Source organism: Natronincola ferrireducens, from assembly GCF_900100845.1.
GTDB lineage: Bacteria > Bacillota > Clostridia > Peptostreptococcales > Natronincolaceae > Natronincola_B > Natronincola_B ferrireducens.
The window spans coordinates 44,584-63,600 of the sequence record NZ_FNFP01000006.1; the positions used below are offsets into that span (position 1 = coordinate 44,584).

Genomic DNA, 19,017 nt, shown 5'->3' on the forward strand with positions numbered 1-19,017 from the left:
ATGGCAAATATGAGAGATGTTGCAAAAAAAGCAGGTGTAGGTATTGCAACGGTTTCTAGATACATTAATAATGATGGTTATGTAAGCAAAGAAGTAGGAGATAGGATTCAAGAAGTTATTGATGAATTGGGTTATAAACCAAATACATTAGCTAGAGCGATTTTTACCAAAAAATCCAAAATGATTGGATTAATCATTCCTAATATTCTCAACCCCTTCTTTCCTGAACTTGCAGAAGGAATTGAAAAGCGTGCTCGGGAGGAGGGGTATAAAATTGTATTATGTAGTACTAAATATGATGAAAAAAATGAGAAGGATATTCTTGAAATGCTTCTTTGCAATAGAGTAGATGGCATTGTTGTCATAGATACTAGATGTCCTCAAGAATATACTAAAGTTAATATTCCTATTGTTTCACTGGAAAATCAAATATCTGATGAAATTCTATACCTTACATCAGATAATTTTAAAGGTGGCACCCTTGTAGCTGAATTTATAATAAAGCAAAACCTTAGAAGAATTTTGCATGTAAAAGGTTCAGATAGTTCAAGATCAGCAATGGAACGTTATAGAGGCTTTAAATCCAAATTATCTGAAAAAGGATTTGAATTTGATGTTGTTGAATTGGTGAATTGTGAAGATGAGTTGGCCATTAAACAGGATTTAAACCAATATGATGTGATTTTTGCGTGGAATGATGATATTGCTATTAGATTAATAAGTGAGTGTTATAAGAAAAAATTGATTATACCAGATGATATTCAAATTATTGGATTTGATAATATATACTATAGCAGAAAAATTAGTCCATCTTTAACAACTGTCAACCAGCCAATTTGTAAATTAGGTGAAGCTGCTGTGGATTTAATTATTAAGCAAATTAAAAAGAAACATATTCCTGAAAAAAAACATATTCTTGATGTTAAGTTAATTGAGAGAGAAACAACCAAGGGTTAATATAGAGATATCAGTAAGAAACCTTTTGAACCAATCAATGAATACGTTATCCTACATTCATTGATTAAGACATAAATACAAAATGTGGAAATATAAAATATATGGGTGATACCAAAAGGATTATAAAAATATACATGTAATAAAATATTTTATTATATGAGTATTTTTTACACAATATGGAACATGTTCCATAAGTTTAATATACTGTTATAATAATTTGATATATGTAAGTGGGAAAATAAATTGGTAAATTTGGGTGAAAAGGGGAGCGTATTATATATTAAGGAGAGAATAACATGAACAAAGTATTTGTATTCGGAAGTATTAATATGGATTTGGTAATAAGTGCTTCACGAGTACCTAACGCAGGGGAGACCTTGTATGGAAGTCAATTTTTTACTAATGGTGGTGGCAAGGGAGCTAACCAAGCAGTAGCGTGTGCTAAGCAAGGAACTAAAACATATATGATAGGAAGTGTTGGTAAGGATTACTATGGTTCTATTCTGAAAAAGTCATTAAAGGAATATGGTGTGAATGTAGATCATGTTTGTGAGATTGATGATGTTAACAGTGGTGTAGCAATGATTATTAATGTTGATAATGATAATAGAATAATTTTGAATGGAGGTGCCAATTTAGCCGATAAAGGAGAAGTGGCCATCAAAACAATTGATGAAATATCAGTTAAAGGGGACTATTTAATTTGTCAATACGAATGTGATTTAGATGTGGTATTTAAGGTGCTAAAACATGCTAAGAAAAACAATATGGTTACTGTTGTGAATGCAGCACCTGCCATAAAATATGACGATATGATTTACTCATATATTGATTATTTAATAATAAATCAAACTGAAAGTGAAATTTTATCAAAGGTTTATCCACAAAGTCGAGAAGAATGCTTAGAAGCATTTAGATTTTTTGAAGAAATTGGAGTAGGAACTACCATTATTACTATGGGGAGCAAAGGTAGTTGTTCTAAATCAAAAAATGAAGAAGTAGTATTTGTAGATGCTAAAAAGGTAGAAGCTGTTGATACCACAGCAGCAGGAGATGCTTATATTGGGGCTTTAGTATCAAAACTAAGTGCTGGATGTGACTTGAAAATGTCAATGGATTATGCAACTAAAGTTGCAGCATTGACCGTCATGAGAAAAGGAGCACAATCCTCTATTCCTACTAAGTTTGAGTTGTAAACCTATTTTATTAAATCTTTAGTTTAGCAAAAACACAATAAGTTAGAAATGAAGTTATTGTATTTTTAAAAATAGAAATCATCACAAAGGAGGAAATAACAATGTCTAGACCAATAATTATCGATACTGATCCAGGCATCGATGATGCAGTTGCCTTAGCAATTGCTTTATTTAATAAGGAGTTAGATGTAAGATTAATCACAACAATTGCAGGAAATGTTGGTATTGATTCTGTTACCAAGAATGCTCTTCAATTATTGAATTTTTTTGGAAAGAAAGTACCTGTTGCAATGGGGGCAGCTGAGCCTTTGGTAGAAAAACTTGTGGATGCTTCTGACGTTCATGGATCGTCTGGATTAGGTGGTTATGAATTTGAAGAACCTACAAAGGAACTATTGCTAGAGGATGGGGCAGTTAATGCAATGTATAAAGAAATAATGTCTTCAAAAGAAAAAATAACACTGGTTCCAATTGGTCCACTAACAAATATTGCATTACTTTTAAAGATGTATCCTGAAGTAAAGTCTAACATACAGGAAATCGTTTTAATGGGAGGTTCAGCTTCAAGAGGAAATAAGGGAGTTATGAGTGAGTTTAATATAGCCACAGACCCAGAAGCTGCTTTCATTGTTTTTAATAGTGATGTAGATGTAGTTATGGTTGGATTAGATGTGGGATGGAAGACACTTATCTATCCAGAAGATTCTAAGAATATAAAGAATATGAATAAAATTGGTGATATGATTTATCATTTGTTTAAGACATATAGAGGTGGAAGTTTTAATACTGGTCTTAAAATGTATGACAGTTGTGCGATAGCATATTTATTAAAACCTGAAATGTTTGAAGTAGTAGAAACCTATACCCAAATAGAATTAGCAAGTGGTTTAACTAGAGGGTGCACAGTAGTAGATTTAAAAGGTTATTTAAAAAGAAAGCCTAATTCTAAAGTATGTTTAGATATTAATCAAGACATGTTTAAAGAATGGTTCATGAATGAAATAAGTAGATTTTAATATGAAATTCCACTAGCGAATAGCAAGGGTAAATCTAGACATTTAAAAAGGGAGGACATAAGATGAATATTTTTGCAGTAGGTATTATTACAATATTGGCTATTGGTGTGGTGGTTTATATGTTGCTTAAAAATATGGACATAAAAATCACATTATTAGGAGTTGGGTTGGCATTAATGTATGTAGCTTTATTCATGGGACAAGACATAGCTGTTAGAGATTTTACTACTACAGGTTCAATTTTGCTAGATCCTATAAGTGTTATTCCTATAGAATTTGTAGCCACTTTATCTAGAGCAGGATTAATTATTTTAATTTTAGGTGGATACACTGCTTATATGAATAAAATTGGTGCCAATGATGTAACAGTCAACGTTTTGACTAAACCACTTGGTAAAATTAAATCACCCTATTTATTGGTACCTATCGTCTTCTTATTGGGCAACTTACTATCTATTGTTGTTCCTAGTGCATCTAATTTAGCAATTATTTTATTAGCAACATTATATCCAGTTTTGAAAAAAGCAGGTATGTCAACCCTTACTACTGCAGGAGTAATAGCAACAACGGCAACCATTGTTCCAACACCGTTAGGTGGGGATAATATAGCGGTTGTAGGAGAGTTGATCAAGTCACCTCAATTTGCTAATTTAACTGTAGTTGACTATGTGGTTAAATATCATGCCATTGTTTCTATTCCAACACTTTTATTAATGGCTGTAGCACATTATTTTTGGCAAAAAAGAATGGATAAAAAAGATATTGCTAAGGGAGTTAATGATACAGTAATAGAAGTAGATGAAGTAAAGGAAGTTAAGGGAAGTGTATTATACAAAACTGTATATTCGATATTACCAACATTACCAATATTTATACTTTTGATAACCTATACACTAGATTTAATGGATATTATGTCTATTTCTGTAGATGTAGGATTAGCATCTTTTCTAAGTTTTATTATTGCTATAATATGTGAACTTATTAGAAGAAAAGAAAGTAAGTTAGTATTAAAAGATACAGAGGAATTTTTTATTGGTATGGGACGTGCAATGACAGTAGTTGCACTTTTAGTATCAGCTTCTATCTTTGTTATAGGGTTGAATTCAATTGGGTTGATCGCACAATTACAATCAATTATGCAGTCAACTAATACAGTAGGATTTGCTTTGCCTTTAATACTAGTATTATTTACAATACTAATTGTTACGCTAAGTGGTAGTGGAACAGCATTATTCTATGCAATGGTGCCATTAATGGTACCATTATCTGAAGCTGCAGGGATTAATCCTATTGCTATAGCCATCCCTATGGGATTAACTGGTAACTTAATGAGGGCTTGTTCTCCCGTTGCTGCAGTTATAATGATAGTTGCTGGAACTACAAAGGAAAGTCCGGTTAGCATTGTTAAAAGAACTATAGTGCCTTCAGTGATTGCAGTAATCTTTATGTTCATTCTTAGTATGATTATACATTTATAACAAGACCATAATATTGTAATGATGCTAAAAAATAGGGTTTTAATGGTAAGTTTTTTACAATCAAAAATAAGCTGTTGAAGTTAAGTAAAAAAACTCCTTTCTGGCAGGAATGAAAATTTCAAACCAGAAAGGAGTTTTTTTAGAATTAACTCTATAACAATCCATTCAAAAATATCTTAATTAATTTTTCTCCAGTCAATTCCAAATTAAAATTCCCATTACAAATTAACCAATTAAATGTAATTCCTCTTATTATAGTTAAAAATGAATCAGCTAGATAACAAGAATTTTCATTTTTAAGATTTTCGTTAGAGGATTTAAAACGATCAAACAAGTCAATGAGTATTTTATATACTGGTCTTTCATAAGAAGTTATTTTAGAATTTGAATATTTAATTTGGCATATATATATTTGCTTACAATAATCAACATTAAATTTTAAAATAAATTTCATATAATAATTAGCATATAATACCAGATTTTCTGAGAGGTTAGAAGATGTTAAGTTAGGTTTTACGATAGTTGCAAAGTATTCATCAATATAGTTAAAACGTTCTAAAACAGCCTCATCTTTGTTTTTGTAATAATAGTAGAAGTTTGTTCTTGAAACTTCTGCATGTTCACATATTTGTTTTATTGTTAAGTTGTCTATACCGTGTTGATTAATCAAATATTTAACACTATTATCAATAGCTTCTTTAGTTTTATTATTTTTTTTAGCAATGCTATTATTTACCATCATATTACCTCTTTTATATTAGTACTAAAATTATAGTAACATATTTTCATTGAAAATACACCTACATAAAACAAATATTAATTATTAGGAAATTATATTGTTATTTTGTTGACAAATGTCTAAGAAGTATATTATAATCAAAATTAAATTTGACACGTGTCAAATAATACTACATAAAGGAGATAAGACAGAAATGAAAAAAAGAATTAGCTTATTTATGGTTGTTATGATGCTACTCACAATTATTACAGGATGTGGTAGTAATCAAACTTCAAAAACTGAAGCTTTAGAGTTTACCACAGGAACCTTTGAAGGTGTTGGTAATGGACTTCATGGAGAAATAAAAGTGTCCGTAGAAGTGAAGGATGGTATTATAAATGGTATAAATATTATCGAAGAAAAGGAAAATGAAGTTCTTGGTAAAGCTGCATTTGAAGCAATAATAAAAAACGTTCTTGGAACCAATAGTACAGATGTTGATGTAGTAACAGGGTCTACTTACTCCTCTAAAGGACTATTAGAAGCTATAGACAATGCATTATCAGAGGGTGATGTTAAACTAGCAGCTTCCAAAGAGATGGAAGTTGAAAAAGTTGAAACTGAGCAAACATATGATGTTGTTGTGCTTGGTGCTGGTGGAGCAGGTATGTCTGCGGCTATAGAAGCAGCTAAGGCAGGTGCATCTGTTGCTATAGTAGAAAAGGCAGGAGTAGTTGGTGGAAATACAGTACTTTCGGGGTCATTTAATGGAGCTGGAACAAGATTCCAAAAAGATCTTCAAATCGAAGATACTCCAGAAGTATTATTTCAAGATGTTATGAAGGGTGGAGACAATCTATCTAATTCTGATCTTGCAAAACTATTTGCAGATAATGCAGGAAAAACTGTTGAATGGACAGTTGATGAATTAGGGTTAGAAATTGATACTGATTTTATAGCACAATTTGATGTTGCAAGTTATCCAAGAGCGCACACATCAACTCTTGGTACAAACGTTGCGTTGGTTCAAGCGCTTGAGAAAAAATGCAATGAATTAGGTGTTAAAATTGTATTTAATACTAAAGCTACAGAACTTATAACAGATGAAAACAATAAGGTTATAGGAGCAAAGGGTATTACAAATGATAATCAAGAAATTACCTTTAATTCTAACAAAGGAGTTATAATAGCTACTGGTGGATTTGCTGCTAACTTTGATATGGTTGGTGAATATTGTCCTGAAAAATCTAATTATAAAATCACTACTAATGCTAGAACAATTCAAGGTGATGGAATAAATATGGCTAAATCAATAGGTGCTAATTTAGTGGGTATGGAACATATACAAACAAATCCATCAGGTAACCCCGCAACAGGGGAACTCATGTTATTTGCAGGATATGGCAAGTTAGATGGTGGCTTTGTTGTAAATAAAGATGGCAAAAGATTTGTAAATGATGCAGCAAGAAGGGATGTTCAATGTAAAGCTTTCCTTGAACAAGAAGATGGTATTATTTATTATGTATGGGGAAGTGAAGTAGATAGTAAACGTAATAATTTTGAAGTAAATAAAGATTTATTTGATTATGAGGCATCTACAGGATCATTAATTAAGGCCGATACATTAAAGGAATGTGCAGATTTCTTTGGTGTTAACTATGAAAATCTAGAAGCTACTCGCAAGCGCTATAATGAAATGGTTAGAAAGGGAGTAGACGAAGATTTTGGAAGAACTAGTAATTTAACTGTTACAGAAAAAGGACCTTTCTATATGGCAAGCTTAACACCATCAGTACATCATACAATGGGTGGAATTGAAATCAATACTAATGCACAAGTTATAAATATAGAAGGTAAGATAATAGAAGGATTATATGCTGCTGGCGAGGTAACAGGTGGTATTCATGGTTCAAATAGACTTGGAGGAAACGCTGTTACAGATGCACTTTTATTTGGTCGTATTGCTGGACAAAATATTGTAAAATAAATAGACTTTAATTGTTTATATAAATATCTTTACGTAAAGTCCTTCAGGCTATAGGTATTAATAGCAGAGGGAAAACATATATTTTATCAGATTTGTAAAGTATATGTGGTAGAAAAGCCTACAATTTATGATTATTATCTAAATCCACCTTGAAATCTACAGTTAAGATTTTAAGGTGGATTTATATTTATAAATGAACAGCTTTTTAAAAGAGGGTGTAAATAACTTCATGTTTTAAGGAAAAGAATAATTACATTTTGATAAGAAATAATGCTAGGAAAAATTGAAACATGTATAAATTTACTTCTATAATTGCCAAAGTGATAGGTTAATATTGATAAAATGTATTATTTTAGAAATTGTCTTTATAATTAGGATGTTGTGTCCTAAACACGATTTAATTATCATTAGGTGCTTCTAATCTATTCAAACCCTAATTTAAAATCTGTTTTAAAAGCAAGGTTTTATCCTATCTTCAAAGAAAATCATTAGCTGATTAAGGATAATATACCAACTGCGGTAATGCTAAGTCCATTTTCTTGTAGTATTTTGACTTGCTAGATACAGCATTTTCTCCATGAAGGCTATATTGCTTTATCCGTCTTTCAATAGTTGTAGTGGTAACACTAATATCTTTTGATATATCAGTAGATTTTTTTCCTGATGCGATAACAAGATTCACTATTTGTTCTTGTATTTTATGATGTTTTTTCATAGAAGTTTAGAGGTTTAGCTCTAAAAAGATATAGAATTTTATTGAATCATATATTTTTATCTTTTAATTTTAGTAAACTTACTATACAAACAATCATTGTGAGTCAATTTGAAATAATTCCTTTAAAATATGCTTTAACATTATATTTTATTAGGGTTTTATCATATATTTTTTTGCAAAACAAGTAATGTGTGTTTATCTATTAACATCAAATATTATACGAGGTAAAAATCAAAACAATATAAATTTATTTTATTTTGTATTGACATTTAGTAAAAACAGTACTAAAATACAATTAAAACATTAAGAAAATTCAAAAATGTTTACTAAACACAAAGCAAGAGACTAACTATATAAAGTCAAGTAAGATTTAAGGTTTTATCTAAAAATATTCCAGAAAAAATTCAGCTAAAAAAGTGCATGACAAATAGAGCAACTAAATTGCTCTCATAAAAAATGCAAGATTACATTATATCTGTGGTTAGATAGTCCAAAGGACACAGTTGGTTGGATAGGGACAGCTGCTGTAGGTGGTGCAACTAATCCATAACGCATAATACAGATTATATAAAAAATAATCAAGAAAGGAAAATGTATAATGAATTTCCCTATGTTTTCATTATACAAGGTGAAGAGATGAAAAAATTATATGGAGTAATAACAGCAATGACAACACCTTTTGATAAAAATAATAAGGTAGATATAGGAGGAATTCAGACGCAGGTAGATTTTTTGATTAATAAGGGTGTAAATTGTCTATATCCATTAGGAACTACAGGAGAAATGTACCTTATGTCAGTAGAAGAAAGAAAGCTAGTTGCAGAGACAGTGGTAAAAAAAGCAGCTGGAAGAGTAACTGTTTATATTCATTGTGGAGCAATGACTACAGAGGACACTATTCAACTAGCAAAACATGCTTATGAAATTAGAGCAGATGGAATAGGGGTAGTCACTCCAAGCTTTTTCACTGCAAATGATAGAGCTATTATTCAATATTATGTAGATATTGCATCAAGTATTCCGGAGGATTTTCCCATGTATTTATATGGAATTCCCCAATGCTCTACTAATGATATTAAGCCTGAAGTTGCACAAGAGATAGCCAATAAGTGTAAAAACGTTATAGGAATTAAGTATAGTTATCCAGATGTTGTTAGAATAGCAGAATATCTCAGAATAAATGAAGGAAGATTTTCAGTTCTTATGGGACCAGATAAGCTATTTTATCCTGGATTATGTATGGGGTGTGATGGAACGGTGTCAGGCTGTTCAGGACCTATGCCAGAAGTGTTTGTAGATATTTATAAAGCATATTTAGAAGGTGATCATGAAAAAGCAAGAAAAGCTCAAGATAAAGCATCAGCCTGTGTAGACGTGTTAAAAGCAGGAGCAGATATGGGCGTATTTAAAGAAGTTCTTAGAAAAAGAGGTATAGTAGATAGTTATATGAGAAAACCTTTGCTTAATATAGAAGAAAAGGATAAAGAAGCACTATGGGAAAATGTGTCAAAATTTTTATAAAATAAAGTTACGGATGTATATATTGTGATTGAGCTTAACGCTTTTTACAGGAACAACATCATATTATTTAATACTTTCAAAATAAGCAAATCACTATAAGATAGGAGTTTTAATTATGACTGTAAGAAAAATTGCAGAGAGAGCTAATGTGTCTCCTGCCACTGTTTCGCTAGTTTTAAACAATAAAGATAGTGTTAGCCAAGAGACAAAAAATAGAGTGATGAGGATTGCTCAGGAAATTGGGTATCAGGCTAAGAATAAAGGTAGTAAGATAGGGAAAAAAAAGAGTATTAGATTTGTAAAATATAAAGAAGAAGGAATGTTGGCAGAGAGAAATGGAGACTTCATTACAAGAGTAATAGATGGTGTAGAAAATGAAGCAAGAAAAAGAAGCATGGATTTGAAAATAACTAACATAACTTCTTCAAATATTATGGAAATGATTTCTAAAATTAATGCAGAAAATGCGGATGATGGAATTGTTTTTCTGGGGACAGAATTTCAAGCTGACAATGCAGAAACACTTAAACTTTTTAAAGCACCACTAGTGGTTATTGATAATGAAATGAAGTTTGTTAATATAGATAGTGTTGTTATGGATAATAGTACAATTGTTTATACAGCAGTGAAAAAACTGTATGATTTAGGACATAGAAAAATTGGTCATATTAAAAGCTTAAAAAAAACAGAAAGTCTTAAAGAAAGGCATCTTGCTTTTAAACTTGTAATGAATAAGTTGAGTCTTGATATTGAAGAGAAGTATACATATTGCGCTATGCCTGAAATACAATATGCACAAGAACCAATACACAATCAGCTTAAAAGCCCAGAAAAAGAATTGCCAACTGCATTCTTTGCAGATAATGATACAATGGCTTTGGCAGCTATCAGAGCATTGAAGGATATAGGTGTTAGAGTTCCTGACGATGTTTCAATTATAGGTGTGGATGATTTATTGATTAGTTCATATAGTGAACCAAAGCTCACAACAATAAGAATTCATACAAAAACTATGGGGAAAAAAGCAGTAGAACGATTAGTAGATTTAATAAATAGTGACAACACAGGAGTAATAAAAACTTTTGTAGGAAGTGAATTGGTTGAAAGAGAGTCAACGTTGGAATATAGGGGGTGACCAGAGAATGGGAATTTTAAGCTTTGGCTCACTAAATGTTGATGAAACTTATCATGTTGAAGCTATTGCACTTCCTGGGCAAACAATACCTTCTAAGAGGATGAGTATTAGTAGTGGTGGCAAGGGATTTAATCAATCTATCGCAGCAGCTAAGGCGGGGGCAAAAGTATATCATGCAGGTGCAATTGGGAAAAAAGATGCAGACATTATTAGAGGTATATTGGAAGATAACAATGTAAATACAACTTATATAAGCACAAATCATGAGCATAGCGGAAGAGCATTAATACAGTGTGATAAAAATGGAGAAAATTGTATAGTGCTATATGGTGGTGCAAATCATGAAATAGACAAAGAGTATATCGATAGGGTAATGGCAAAGTTTGAGAAAAAACATACTGTTTTGCTTCAAAATGAAATATCAAACACAGATTATATTATGATAAAGGCAAAAGAAAAAGGAATGCAGATTTGTTTTAATCCATCACCAATAAGTGAAGCTTTGTATTCTTATCCAATGGAGCTCATTGATATTTTAATTTTAAATGAACTTGAAGGCAGAGATATTACAAAAGAATTTAATAAAGATAAAATTTTAGATGTGTTACTTAAGAAGTACCCTTCAATGAAAATAGTATTAACCTTAGGGGAAAATGGGTGTATTTATGCTGATAAAGATCAGAGAATTCCACAATCTGCATATAAAGTTGTAACTATTGATACAACAGCTGCAGGGGATACCTTTATAGGGTACTACATAAGTACAATTATGTCGGGATATGATACTAGAAAAGCGCTTAAAATAGCTACAGCAGCTTCTGCTTTAGCAGTGACAAAAGAAGGAGCAGCTAAAAGTATTCCTACAATGAAAGAAGTCAAAGATTTCATGATGAAATTTAAAGACTATACTTTGTAAAAAACAATGAATATATTTAGCAAGTTTTTATAACACATTTTTTATAGAGGACATGCACATTTTGAATGGCAAGTATACTCTGGAAAAATTAAAGCTATTCATGGTAACGATTGCATCTGGATAAGTCTAAAAATTAAGAATGTTTAAAAATAATTTCGCAAATTTTAATGATGGCGTTATAATACTCTTTTCCTGAGGTTGCTATAGTAACTCTTCTGTGTATGTAGAAAGTCTAGTGTATTCTAAACATCGGATATTTACGAATGGATAGTAAAAACAACATAATAATTTGTGCGAAGTATTAAAAGAAAAGTTTAATAAGTAGTATAGCGTTATATGACGCAATTATATACTAATAAAATAAAAGGGGGAAAGATTAATTATGAAAAGAAAGCTTATGTGTTTATTATTATTTGTAACAATGATTTCAAGCATGTTTGTTGGATGTACAGGTAATAATGTTGAGACTTCAGGAGAGACTCCAGGAGAGGACTCGGGAGGTCTAGACAACCCAGTAGAACTAACCATATCTCTTACTGCTGTGTCAACAGATACCCATGCAAAAGCAATGGCAGAATTTAAAAAATATGTTGAAGAGAAATCAAATGGAAATATAACAGTTGATCTTTACACAGATGCTACACTATTTACACAAGAAGAAGAGTTAGTTGGTGTTGTAGCAGGTGATATAGATATGACATTAACAAGTGCATCTTGGTTAACAACTAATTCACCTTGGATATCTATGTTTACTGCCGGATATATTTTTAATAGTTATGAGCATATGACCAGTGTGTTAAATGGAGAGATTGGCCAAGAAGTATTTGCAAAGGTTGCGGAGGAGCAGGGGTTAATACCACTAGGAGCTTGGTATTTAGGAGCTCGTCAAATTTCCTTATCACAAGATAAAGCAATTAAGACTCCAGCGGATTTAGCAGGGATTAATCTAAGAATGCCTAATTCTGATGCATGGATGTTCTTAGGACGTGCTTTAGGAGCTAATCCAACACCTATTTCATTTTCAGAACTCTACCTATCTTTACAGACAGGTGTAGTTGATGGTCAAGATAACCCATTACCAACAGTTGAGAGTGCAAAATTCTATGAGGTGCAAAATTCCATCACTTTAACGGATCACTTAATAGATTCAGTATGGCCAGCAATTAACCCTAATACTTGGAATTCTTTATCAGATGAGCAAAAACAAATAGTTTTAGAAGGTATCGAAGTAGGAAGAGAGTATTGTGATACTACAAATTTACAAAGAGAAGCTGAATTAGTAGCATTATTTAAAGAACAAGGAGTAGTTATATATGAGGCAGACAAAACTGCATTTGCCAATCATGTATTAGATCAATATTTAAACAATCCTATTTCTGACACTTGGGATATGGAGATTTATGAACAGATTCAAAAATTAGCTAACAATTAGTAAAATAAGGTTCTCATCATATATGTATATGAAGGCTGTTACAACATTATATTGTCAAAAACCAATCTGGATAACAATATTAAGTCTTGTAACAGCCGTATTTATTCAAATATTTGTAAAGAAGAGGTGTTTATCAGAATAATAGTCATTATTAAATATTCTGGAGAGGAGATAAAATGAATAATATAAAGAAAGTATTATTATTTATGAGGGAAGTTATTGAAATTTATATACCAGTAATTAGCTTTTGTATTATGTTTGTTGTATTTATTGTTCAAGTTTTTTCTCGTTATGTTTTAAGACAACCTATTCCTTGGGCATATGAAGTAACAGTTACATGTTACTTATGGATGGTTATGTTAGGGGCAGTTTTTGCACAAAGAGAAAAAGCACATGTTAGATTTACTTTAGTATATGACAAACTTTCTATTAAAGGAAAAGCTATTTGTTCATTTCTTGGCAATTTAATTATTGCTATTGCATTTACGGCTTCACTTGTGCCAAGTGCAAAGTTTATAAATTTTATGAAAATTGAAAAAACAAGCATACTTCGAGTAGGGTTAAACATTGTATACGCTCCTTATATAGTATTTCATATTTTTATATTAGCATATATAGTAATAGACATGTATAAAGAATTCATGGTATTTACTGGATTAGGAGGAAAAAAAGCTGAAGAGGAACTTTTAAATGAAACTAGGCCACAATATCAGGAGGTAATTGATTCTAATTTATAAAAAGGCAGAATTTTAACCATATACTTATCTTACAAGGAGGATAAAAAATGGATTTTAGTTTGGCGTTAATTGGATTTATAACTATATTTGTTCTTATTTTTATATTGAGGATGCCAATTCCAATGGGTTTAATGGCTGCATGTGTATTCTATTTTTTAATCAATGGGCAAGATGTAAAAATGGTTGCTCAGCAGACCCTTAAAACATACTACACTAACTATACAATTATTGCAGTACCACTATTTATTTTTGCTGCTAATGTTATGAATAGTGGCAAAGTAACAGAGAAAGTATTTGGTTTTGCTAAGGGGTTTGTTGGTAGATTTAAAGGTGGACTTGGGCATGTAAATGTTCTAGCATCTCTGATTTTTTCAGGCATGACAGGCTCCGCCTTAGCTGATGCTAGCGGACTTGGAAAAATGGAAATTGATTCAATGCGACAAGAGGGATATGATGATGGTTTTAGTTGTGCTATTACAGCGGCGTCTTCAACAATTGGACCAATTTTTCCTCCTAGTATTCCTATGGTAATATATGCTATGCTTTCAGGTGCATCAGTAGGAGCATTGTTTATGGCAGGCATGGTTCCTGGAATTTTACTTGCTGTTGCACTAATGATATATGTTGCATTCATAGCAAAGAAACGCAATTATCCAAGGAGTGAGAAAATAGGAAAAAAAGCTTTTTTAAAATACACTATTACAGCTATACCCGCTTTATTAACACCAGTCATCCTACTGCTAGGCATTTATACTGGTGTCATGACACCAACAGAAGCAGGGGCTATTGCTGGATTGTATGCATTAATAGTAGCAGTTTTTGGATATCGTATATTAAAATGGCATGCTTTTAAGGAAGTATTGTTAGATACAGTCAGATCTACGGGCTCCATTTCTTTGATGATTGGTGCAGCTACTTGTATTTCATATATTGTTGCTAGAGAAAAAATTGCTGTTAATCTAGGAAATTTAATACTTGGTGCAACAGATAATGAATATGTTTTCTTATTAGTAGTGGCATCAGCAATTTTAGTTTTAGGTATGTTTATTGATACTTCTGTGATTCAAGTGGTATTTATACCTATTGTTTTGCCTTTGGCAAACAGTTTTGGTATAGACTTAGTACATTTCGGCCTAGTAGTAGTTTTTAGTATGATGATTGGTTTGTCTACACCACCTTTTGGTATGCTTTTGTTTATTACCAGTGGGATTTCAGGGACCCCTTTAAAAAGTGTAATGAAAGAAATATGGCTACCTTTAGCTGCAATGCTTGTAGTTCTAGGTATTATCATTTTTGTACCTAGTATTTTTTTAATATTACCTAGAGTACTATTAGGATATTAGGGTAATTAATATTATTTACTAAGGTATATAAAGTAATATACATATTAGTTACCTAAATTTTGTGGAAATAGCTAAACTGTATTTTTCATCAAAGTAATGAGAGTACGATTGATGAACATTAACCAAAGAAATCCATAAATCCCATAGAATATAGATGTTCTTAAATTCTTAATACCATACCTTTGTGTTTTAATAGACATATATAACTTCTTTCTAGGTTGGTAAATTTATTTCTTGGAAACTTGATTTTACCACAATTTGGTGAGACGTTATATTTTTTATGCTAAAAACTAACCTGTAATTATACCAGTTACAGTGCTGCACAAACATCTAATAATAAGTAAAACTTGAAGGAGAGAATTAATATGTGTAAATATTCAATCGGAATAGACTTTGGAACACTTTCAGCCAGAGCTCTTCTGGTAAATGTGAAGACAGGTGAAGAATTAGCTTGTGCTGTATTTGAATATCCTCATGCTGTTATGGATAAAAATTTACCTAGTGGGAAAAAGCTTGGTTATGATTGGGCTTTACAACATCCTAGAGATTATTTAGATGCTATTTCATATATTATTCCTATGCTATTAAAGGAATCCAGCATCTTTCCTGATGATATTATTGGTTTAGGAATTGATTTCACATCATGTACTATTTTGCCAGTTAAGGCAAATGGGACTCCAATTTGTGAAATAGATGGATATAGAAATGAACCACATGCTTACGTTAAACTTTGGAAACATCATGCTGCACAAGATAAAGCTAATAAAATTAATGAGGTAGCCACTGAAATAGAAGAAAAATGGCTAGGTCGTTATGGTAATAAAATATCTTCTGAATGGGTGCTACCAAAGATATGGGAAATACTTTCTGAAGCGCCAGAGGTTTATGAAGAAGCTGATTATTTTATGGAAGCTGGCGATTGGGTAGTGTGGCAACTTACGGGTAGTCTTACTAGAAATTTAAGTGCCACAGGATTTAAAGCTATGTGGAGTAAAAAGAGTGGATATCCTGATAAAACCTTCTTTAGAGAATTAGACCCACGACTTGAGAATGTTGTAGAAGAAAAGCTTGGGGGCTCAATTATTCCTCTAGGACATAAGGCTGGTGAAATTAATCAAGAAACTTCACAAAAAACAGGTTTAAATATAGGGACTCCAGTTGCTGCAGCTAATATAGACGCGCATGTAACCTTTCCAGCACTGTCTATTGATGGTCCTGGAAAGATGTTGGCTATCATTGGAACTTCAACTTGTCATATCTTATTAGGAGAAGAAGAACACTTAGTACCAGGAATAAGTGGTGTAGTAGAAGATGGTGTATATCCTGGGTTTTATGGATATGAGGCAGGTCAAGCTAGTGTAGGAGATCTGTTTGGCTGGTTTGTAGAAAATTGTGTTGGCAAAGACTACTATGATTGTGCTCAGGCACAAGACATGGATATACATAATTATCTTATGGAGAAGGCATCAGAATTAGAGGTTGGTCAAAGTGGATTAATTGCACTGGATTGGTGGAATGGCTGTCGCTCCACCTTAGTGGATGCAGATTTAACTGGTATGGTAGTAGGGATGACATTACAGACGAAGCCTGAAGAAGTTTATCGTGCTTTAATAGAAGCAACTGCTTATGGAACAAAGAAGATAATAGATATCTTTAATGAAAATGACGTTCCTGTAAATGAATTCTATGCCTCAGGAGGAATTGCACAGAAGAATCCGCTTGCTATGCAAATCTATGCAGATGTTATTAATATGCCAATTAAAATAGGTGGAAGGTCCCAAGGCCCTGCACTCGGAAGTGCTATATTTGCCGCAGTTGCTGCTGGTAGGGAAAATGGAGGTTATGACAATATTATTGAGGCTAGTAGACATATGGGAAAACTTGATGATAAGGTTTATGAACCTAATGTAAAAAATGTTTTAATGTATAAAAAATTATATGAAGAATATAGCATATTACATGATTATTTTGGCACTGGGATAAATGATGTTATGAAAAGATTAAAAAAATATAAGAACAAGGGGCTGTGTTAAATTATGAATAACAGAAGATTAATAGGAGAATATCCTATAATTGGAATCAGACCAGTTATTGATGCCCGCAGAGGGATGCTTGATGTACGAGGTTCTCTTGAAGAACAGACCATGAACATGGCCAAGGCAGCAGCAGAGCTACTAAGAAATAACATTAAATATGTTAATGGACAAGCAGTAAAAGTAGTCATTTCTGATACAACTATCGGTCGTGTGGCAGAAGCAGCAGCATGCGAAGCTCAATTTAAAAGGGAAGGTGTAGATATCACACTTACGGTAACTCCTTGTTGGTGTTATGGAACGGAAACTATGGATATGAATCCTATGACTATCAAAGGGGTATGGGGTTTAAATGCAACTGAAAGACCTGGAGCTGTGTATTTGGCTGCTGTTTTAGCAGCTCATGCTCAAAAAGGGTTGCCGGCATTTGGAATATATGGGAAAGACGTTCAAGATGCTGATGAAAGTGGAATACCAGAGGATGTTAAGGAAAAGCTATTACGGTTTAGTAGGGCAGCAGTAGCAGTAGCTACAATGAAGGGAAAATCCTATTTACAAATAGGTTCCATTTCTATGGGAATTGCTGGGTCAATTATTAATACAGACTTTTTTGAAGAGTATCTGGGTATGAGGGTAGAATCAGTAGATGAGGTTGAAATTATTCGAAGAATAGAAGAAGGTATATATGATAAAGAAGAGTTTCAAAAGGCATTGGAATGGAGAAAAAAATATTGTAAGGAAGGATTTGACAAAAATCCAAAAGAAGTACAAAAGTCAAGGAAAGAAAAAGATGAGGATTGGGAATTTGTCATAAAAACAACTTGCATTATAAGAGATTTAATGGAAGGACAGACAAATCTTCCTAAAGGGCAAGAAGAAATATTAGGACATAATGCTATAGCTGGTGGTTTTCAAGGTCAAAGACAGTGGACCGATTATTATCCTAATACGGATTTTGCAGAAGCAATTATGAATTCTTCATTTGATTGGAATGGTGCCAGAGAACCATATGTATTGGCTACTGAAAATGATACGTTGAATGCTGTATCTATGTTATTTGGAAAACTTCTCACCAATCGAGCTCAATTATTTGCTGACGTTAGAACTTATTGGAGTCCTGGAGCAGTTGCAAAAGCAACAGATGGATATCAATTGGAGGGAAAAGCCTTAGAAGCAGGTGGATTTATCCATTTAATTAATTCAGGCTCAGCTTGTTTGGATGCATCAGGAGCGGTGAAATTGGAAAATGGAGAGTCTGTTATAAAAGAATGGTGGAATATAACCGAAAAAGATCAGATAGCCTGTCTAGAGGCTACCACATGGAACCCTGCAGATTTAGGATATTTTAGAGGTAGTGGCTATTCATCTCGATTTTTAACAAAATCTCAAATGCCTTGCACTATGATAAGACTTAATCTTGTAAAAGGTATAGGTCCCGTTATGCAGATAGCAGAGGGATGGACCATTGCATTACCAGATGAAGTTTCTGATAAATTATGGAAGAGAACAGATTATACATGGCCCTGTACATGGTTTGCACCTAGAACTACTGACAAAGGTGCTTTTAAGACAGCTTATGATGTGATGAATAATTGGGGTGCTAACCATGCAGCAATTAGTTATGGGCATATTGGTGGAGATATAATAACTTTATGTTCAATGCTTAGGATTCCAGTTTGTATGCATAATGTACCAGAAGAGGAAATATTTAGACCAGCTGTATGGAATTCATATGGAATGGATAAAGAGGCAGCCGATTATAGAGCATGTAAGGCATATGGACCCATGTACAAGTAAAATTAGTATTAAGGGAAGTCTTATCTTTGACCTGTT

At 32.4% G+C, this 19,017-nt stretch carries 15 protein-coding genes; 13 read left to right on the forward strand and 2 right to left on the reverse strand.

The window, feature by feature from the left end; all coding sequences use genetic code 11:
- From BLS22_RS11750 to dcuC, 4 genes are all read left to right on the forward strand, one after another.
- Complete coding sequence (locus tag BLS22_RS11750) at positions 1–957, forward strand: LacI family DNA-binding transcriptional regulator (RefSeq protein WP_090553956.1); 957 nt, start codon at positions 1–3, stop codon at positions 955–957.
- Between the two features lie 296 nt (positions 958–1,253).
- On the forward strand, positions 1,254–2,153 hold the full coding sequence (locus tag BLS22_RS11755) for a ribokinase (RefSeq protein WP_090553957.1): 900 nt from the start codon (positions 1,254–1,256) through the stop codon (positions 2,151–2,153).
- Between the two features lie 101 nt (positions 2,154–2,254).
- On the forward strand, positions 2,255–3,169 hold the full coding sequence (gene rihC, locus BLS22_RS11760) for a ribonucleoside hydrolase RihC (protein WP_090553958.1): 915 nt from the start codon (positions 2,255–2,257) through the stop codon (positions 3,167–3,169).
- 62 nt (positions 3,170–3,231) lie between these two features.
- On the forward strand, positions 3,232–4,647 hold the full coding sequence (dcuC, locus tag BLS22_RS11765; RefSeq protein ID WP_090553959.1) for a C4-dicarboxylate transporter DcuC: 1,416 nt from the start codon (positions 3,232–3,234) through the stop codon (positions 4,645–4,647).
- 151 nt (positions 4,648–4,798) lie between these two features.
- On the opposite strand, the gene BLS22_RS11770 is transcribed toward dcuC, so the two are convergent.
- On the reverse strand, positions 4,799–5,386 hold the full coding sequence (locus BLS22_RS11770; RefSeq protein WP_176762160.1) for a TetR/AcrR family transcriptional regulator: 588 nt from the start codon (positions 5,384–5,386) through the stop codon (positions 4,799–4,801).
- A gap of 193 nt (positions 5,387–5,579) precedes the next feature.
- Here BLS22_RS11770 and BLS22_RS11775 point away from each other — a divergent pair, with 193 nt between their 5' ends.
- The gene (locus BLS22_RS11775; protein ID WP_176762161.1) at positions 5,580–7,352 is read left to right on the forward strand and encodes a flavocytochrome c; all 1,773 of its coding nucleotides are present in this window, start codon (positions 5,580–5,582) and stop codon (positions 7,350–7,352) included.
- A 496-nt stretch (positions 7,353–7,848) separates the two neighbouring features.
- Here the strand turns inward: BLS22_RS11775 and BLS22_RS14870 are convergent, their stop codons facing one another.
- Positions 7,849–8,034 carry a hypothetical protein gene (locus BLS22_RS14870; protein WP_176762162.1) on the reverse strand — a complete coding sequence of 62 codons (186 nt, stop codon included), beginning with the start codon at positions 8,032–8,034 and terminating at the stop codon, positions 7,849–7,851.
- 669 nt (positions 8,035–8,703) lie between these two features.
- Between BLS22_RS14870 and BLS22_RS11780 the strand changes: the two genes are divergently transcribed.
- The 8 genes from BLS22_RS11780 (at position 8,704) to BLS22_RS11815 (ending at position 18,981) form a co-directional block, all read left to right on the forward strand.
- The gene (locus BLS22_RS11780; protein ID WP_090554005.1) at positions 8,704–9,588 is read left to right on the forward strand and encodes a dihydrodipicolinate synthase family protein; all 885 of its coding nucleotides are present in this window, start codon (positions 8,704–8,706) and stop codon (positions 9,586–9,588) included.
- Positions 9,589–9,703: 115 nt separating this feature from the next.
- The gene (locus tag BLS22_RS11785) at positions 9,704–10,723 is read left to right on the forward strand and encodes a LacI family DNA-binding transcriptional regulator (RefSeq protein WP_090553962.1); all 1,020 of its coding nucleotides are present in this window, start codon (positions 9,704–9,706) and stop codon (positions 10,721–10,723) included.
- A 7-nt stretch (positions 10,724–10,730) separates the two neighbouring features.
- A complete protein-coding gene (locus BLS22_RS11790; protein WP_090553963.1) occupies positions 10,731–11,639 on the forward strand; it encodes a ribokinase in 909 nt (302 codons plus the stop codon).
- 382 nt (positions 11,640–12,021) lie between these two features.
- Positions 12,022–13,071, forward strand: a complete 1,050-nt coding sequence (locus BLS22_RS11795) for a sialic acid TRAP transporter substrate-binding protein SiaP (RefSeq protein WP_208974706.1) — start codon at positions 12,022–12,024, stop codon at positions 13,069–13,071.
- 176 nt (positions 13,072–13,247) lie between these two features.
- Positions 13,248–13,808, forward strand: a complete 561-nt coding sequence (locus tag BLS22_RS11800) for a TRAP transporter small permease (protein ID WP_090553964.1) — start codon at positions 13,248–13,250, stop codon at positions 13,806–13,808.
- Positions 13,809–13,855: 47 nt separating this feature from the next.
- Complete coding sequence (locus tag BLS22_RS11805) at positions 13,856–15,151, forward strand: TRAP transporter large permease (protein WP_090553965.1); 1,296 nt, start codon at positions 13,856–13,858, stop codon at positions 15,149–15,151.
- 365 nt (positions 15,152–15,516) lie between these two features.
- Positions 15,517–17,184: a ribulokinase gene (locus BLS22_RS11810; RefSeq protein WP_090553966.1), complete on the forward strand. Its 1,668-nt coding sequence runs from the start codon at positions 15,517–15,519 to the stop codon at positions 17,182–17,184.
- Between the two features lie 3 nt (positions 17,185–17,187).
- Positions 17,188–18,981, forward strand: coding sequence for an L-fucose isomerase (locus BLS22_RS11815; RefSeq protein ID WP_090553967.1), 1,794 nt, complete (start codon positions 17,188–17,190; stop codon positions 18,979–18,981).
- The last annotated feature ends 36 nt before the right edge of the window (positions 18,982–19,017 follow it).

Excerpts from the sequence above, each read along its gene's own strand:
- BLS22_RS11750 (WP_090553956.1), top strand. The coding sequence starts at position 1 with ATGGCAAATATGAGAGATGTTGCAAAAAAAGCAGGTGTAGGTATTGCA.
- BLS22_RS11755 (WP_090553957.1), top strand. The coding sequence starts at position 1,254 with ATGAACAAAGTATTTGTATTCGGAAGTATTAATATGGATTTGGTAATA.
- rihC (WP_090553958.1), top strand. The coding sequence starts at position 2,255 with ATGTCTAGACCAATAATTATCGATACTGATCCAGGCATCGATGATGCA.
- dcuC (WP_090553959.1), top strand. The coding sequence starts at position 3,232 with ATGAATATTTTTGCAGTAGGTATTATTACAATATTGGCTATTGGTGTG.
- BLS22_RS11770 (WP_176762160.1), bottom strand. The coding sequence starts at position 5,386 with ATGGTAAATAATAGCATTGCTAAAAAAAATAATAAAACTAAAGAAGCT.
- BLS22_RS11775 (WP_176762161.1), top strand. The coding sequence starts at position 5,580 with ATGAAAAAAAGAATTAGCTTATTTATGGTTGTTATGATGCTACTCACA.
- BLS22_RS11780 (WP_090554005.1), top strand. The coding sequence starts at position 8,704 with ATGAAAAAATTATATGGAGTAATAACAGCAATGACAACACCTTTTGAT.
- BLS22_RS11785 (WP_090553962.1), top strand. The coding sequence starts at position 9,704 with ATGACTGTAAGAAAAATTGCAGAGAGAGCTAATGTGTCTCCTGCCACT.
- BLS22_RS11790 (WP_090553963.1), top strand. The coding sequence starts at position 10,731 with ATGGGAATTTTAAGCTTTGGCTCACTAAATGTTGATGAAACTTATCAT.
- BLS22_RS11795 (WP_208974706.1), top strand. The coding sequence starts at position 12,022 with ATGAAAAGAAAGCTTATGTGTTTATTATTATTTGTAACAATGATTTCA.
- BLS22_RS11800 (WP_090553964.1), top strand. The coding sequence starts at position 13,248 with ATGAATAATATAAAGAAAGTATTATTATTTATGAGGGAAGTTATTGAA.
- BLS22_RS11805 (WP_090553965.1), top strand. The coding sequence starts at position 13,856 with ATGGATTTTAGTTTGGCGTTAATTGGATTTATAACTATATTTGTTCTT.
- BLS22_RS11810 (WP_090553966.1), top strand. The coding sequence starts at position 15,517 with ATGTGTAAATATTCAATCGGAATAGACTTTGGAACACTTTCAGCCAGA.
- BLS22_RS11815 (WP_090553967.1), top strand. The coding sequence starts at position 17,188 with ATGAATAACAGAAGATTAATAGGAGAATATCCTATAATTGGAATCAGA.